This is a genomic window from uncultured Limnohabitans sp., assembly GCF_937889215.1.
Classification (GTDB): Bacteria; Pseudomonadota; Gammaproteobacteria; order Burkholderiales; family Burkholderiaceae_C; genus Limnohabitans_A.
This window is the reverse complement of record NZ_CALBEX010000127.1, coordinates 1-2,623: the sequence shown is the minus strand read 5'-3', so window position 1 is coordinate 2,623 and position 2,623 is coordinate 1. Positions and strand designations below refer to the sequence as shown.

General features: G+C 61.5%; 4 protein-coding genes. All 4 read right to left on the bottom strand.

The annotated features are described in order from the left end of the window. The coding region (locus Q0341_RS03330; protein WP_299510548.1) for an L-idonate 5-dehydrogenase at positions 1-920 on the bottom strand (920 nt) is incomplete at its 3' end. 24 nt (positions 921-944) lie between these two features. Further along, positions 945-1,712 (bottom strand): SDR family oxidoreductase, encoded by a 768-nt coding sequence (locus tag Q0341_RS03325; protein WP_299510547.1) that lies wholly within the window; start codon positions 1,710-1,712, stop codon positions 945-947. 27 nt (positions 1,713-1,739) lie between these two features. After that, on the bottom strand, positions 1,740-2,078 hold the full coding sequence (locus Q0341_RS03320; RefSeq protein ID WP_299510546.1) for a hypothetical protein: 339 nt from the start codon (positions 2,076-2,078) through the stop codon (positions 1,740-1,742). 21 nt (positions 2,079-2,099) lie between these two features. Then, positions 2,100-2,621, bottom strand: coding sequence for a gluconokinase (locus Q0341_RS03315; RefSeq protein WP_299510545.1), 522 nt, complete (start codon positions 2,619-2,621; stop codon positions 2,100-2,102). Positions 2,622-2,623: the final 2 nt, after the last annotated feature.

Here is a 2,623-nt window from a genome sequence, read left to right as displayed (position 1 = left end):
AGGCCTTCGTTCAAAAAGCGCACGGCGGTGGCAAATTCTGCATGGAAGCGGAAGGTGCCGCGCAGGTCCACTTCTTTGGCCACCAATTGCGTCATGGGCAGGCTGATGTCGCCACCCATGCCCACGGTGATCAACACGCCACGCGGCACGATGGTGTCCAGGCCCACGCGCAATGCGGCTTCGCTGCCCGAGGCTTCGAAAACCGCGTCAAACTGGCCTTTGTCCACTTTGTATTTGTCCAGCGCTTCCGGCTGGGTCTTGAGGTTGATGGTCTCGTCCGCGCCCATCTCTTTGGCGCACTTCAGCGGCAAATCGGCAATGTCGGCCGCCACGATGCGCGCGGCACCAGCGCGGCGCAAAGCGCCAATCAGCAGCGAGCCAATCGGGCCGCAACCTGTGACCAAGACCTGCTTGCCCAGCACACTGCCTGCGCGTTGAATGGCGTGCAAGCCCACCGACAAAGGTTCGGCCAGTGCGGCTTCAGACAGGCTCAGGTGGTCGGCAATCGGGTGGGCTTGGTAACCCTCGATGATGATTTGCTCGGAAAACGCGCCTTGGACATGAGGGAAGGGCATGGCACTGCCGTAAAAGCGCATGTTCAGGCAATGGTTGTGCTGGCCTGCTTGGCAAAAGCGGCAGTGGCCGCAAGGGCGCGAGGGCGAAATGGCGATGCGCTGGCCCTGGGGCACACCGCTCACACCCGAGCCCACACCCTCGACCACGCCCGAGACCTCGTGCCCCAGTGCAATGGGTTGCTTGATGCGCACGGTACCAAAGCCGCCGTGCTGGTAGTAATGCAAGTCCGAGCCGCAAATGCCGCCATAGGCCACATTCACGCGCAATTGGTTTTCGCCCAAAGCGGGCAGTTCGGTGTGTTCGATGCGCAGGTCTTTGGCCGAATGGCAGACAACGGATTTCATAGGTTGTTTCCTTACAAGCGGTGTTCAAAGGGTGGCGGTCACGCCGCCGTCCACATACAAAATATGACCGTTCACAAAGCGTGAGGCGTCGCTGGCCAAAAAGACCACCGCGCCGCCCAGGTCTTGCACATCGCCCCAGCGGCGGCTGGGCGTGCGGCCCACCAGCCAACTGCTGAAAGTGGGGTCGTCCACGAGCTTTTGGTTCAGCTCGGTCTTGAAGTAGCCCGGACCAATGCCGTTGACGTTGATGCCAAACTGGCCCCAGTCGATCGCCATGCCCTTGGTCAGCATCTTCACCGCGCCTTTGGTGGCGGTGTAGGGCGCGATGCCGGGGCGGCCCAGCTCGCTTTGCACCGAGCAGATGTTGATGATCTTGCCGCGCCCACGCGGAATCATTTTTTTGGCCACCGCCTGGCCCACGTAATACACGCTGTCCAGGTTGGTTTTCATGATCGTGTGCCAATCGGCGTCTTGGTACTCATGCAACGGACCGCGAATCTGCATGCCCGCGTTGTTGACCAAGATGTCAATCGGGCCTTCGGTCTCGATCAGGTCCACCGCCGCACGCACGCTGTCGGACTCGGTCACATCGAACACGGCGCTACTGGCCGACCAGCCCTCGGCTTGCAGGGCCTGTTGCGCCGCAGTGACTTTACTGGCGGTGCGGCCGTTCAAGATGACATGGGCTCCGGCTTGCGCCAGCGCCTGGGCCAGCGCCAGGCCAATGCCGGCGGAGGAGCCGGTGATCAGGGCGCGACGGCCCTTGAGTTGAAAGCTGTCCAGAACGTTCATGGCGAAATGTGGGGGGTCAATGGCGCATCAATCGGTGGGCAGCGCGTATTCTTCGGCACTGAAGACGGTGTGGAACACGGTGCCATCGAACATGGCGATCATGTCTTTGGAGACTTCCTTGCTTTGCATGCGCACTTCAGATGCCAAGGCGATCTCGATCGCCTCGCGGCTGGGGTAGCGCACGGCCAGCACCATGCCAAAGTGCGGGTCCTGGGTGTCGCTTTCAACTTGGCGAAGCACGCGCACTTCTTGGGCCCCCGGAAAGCGGGTCCACAAAGGCACCAGGTTGTCGCGGATGTAGCGGTTGAATGTGTCTTCGAGCCCCGGTTTGACCTGGCCCTGAAAAAATGCGCAACGGATGAACATGCTAGTCCTTGTGTCAAAAAATCAAACAGGGTTGTGCAGCGCCAAGCGGCTGCGGTGCTCTTGCAGGGCGGCCAGAGCCTGCTCGACCAGAACCTCAACCGGCTCGGTGATGTTCAGGGTGATCACGTCGGTTTCTTCAGGGCCGGGTGTCTCCAGTGTCTGGAACTGGCTGTCGAGCAAGCCGGCCTGCATGTAATGGCCGACGCGTTGGCGCATGCGCTGCGCGATCAGCTCGAAATCGCCTTTGAGGAACAAAAAACAGACTTCGCCTGCGCAGGCACGGATGCGGTCGCGGTAGGCGTGGCGCAGTGCCGAGCAGGCGACCACAAGACAAGCGCCTTCGTCAGGGCTACCTGCCAAGTGGCCGCCAATTCGGTCCAGCCAAGGCCAGCGGTCGATGTCTTGAAGGGCAATGCCGGACCGCATCTTGGCCACGCTTTCGGGCAGGTGCAGGTCATCCCCATCGAGCATGTCCAGGCCCAGGTGCTGGGCCAAGGCCTGCGACACGGTGGATTTGCCGCAGCCCGAGACCCCCATGACGATGA

Bases quoted from the DNA above. Each gene is read 5' to 3' on its own strand.
- Q0341_RS03320 (WP_299510546.1), bottom strand. From the start codon at position 2,078: ATGTTCATCCGTTGCGCATTTTTTCAGGGCCAGGTCAAACCGGGGCTC.
- Q0341_RS03325 (WP_299510547.1), bottom strand. From the start codon at position 1,712: ATGAACGTTCTGGACAGCTTTCAACTCAAGGGCCGTCGCGCCCTGATC.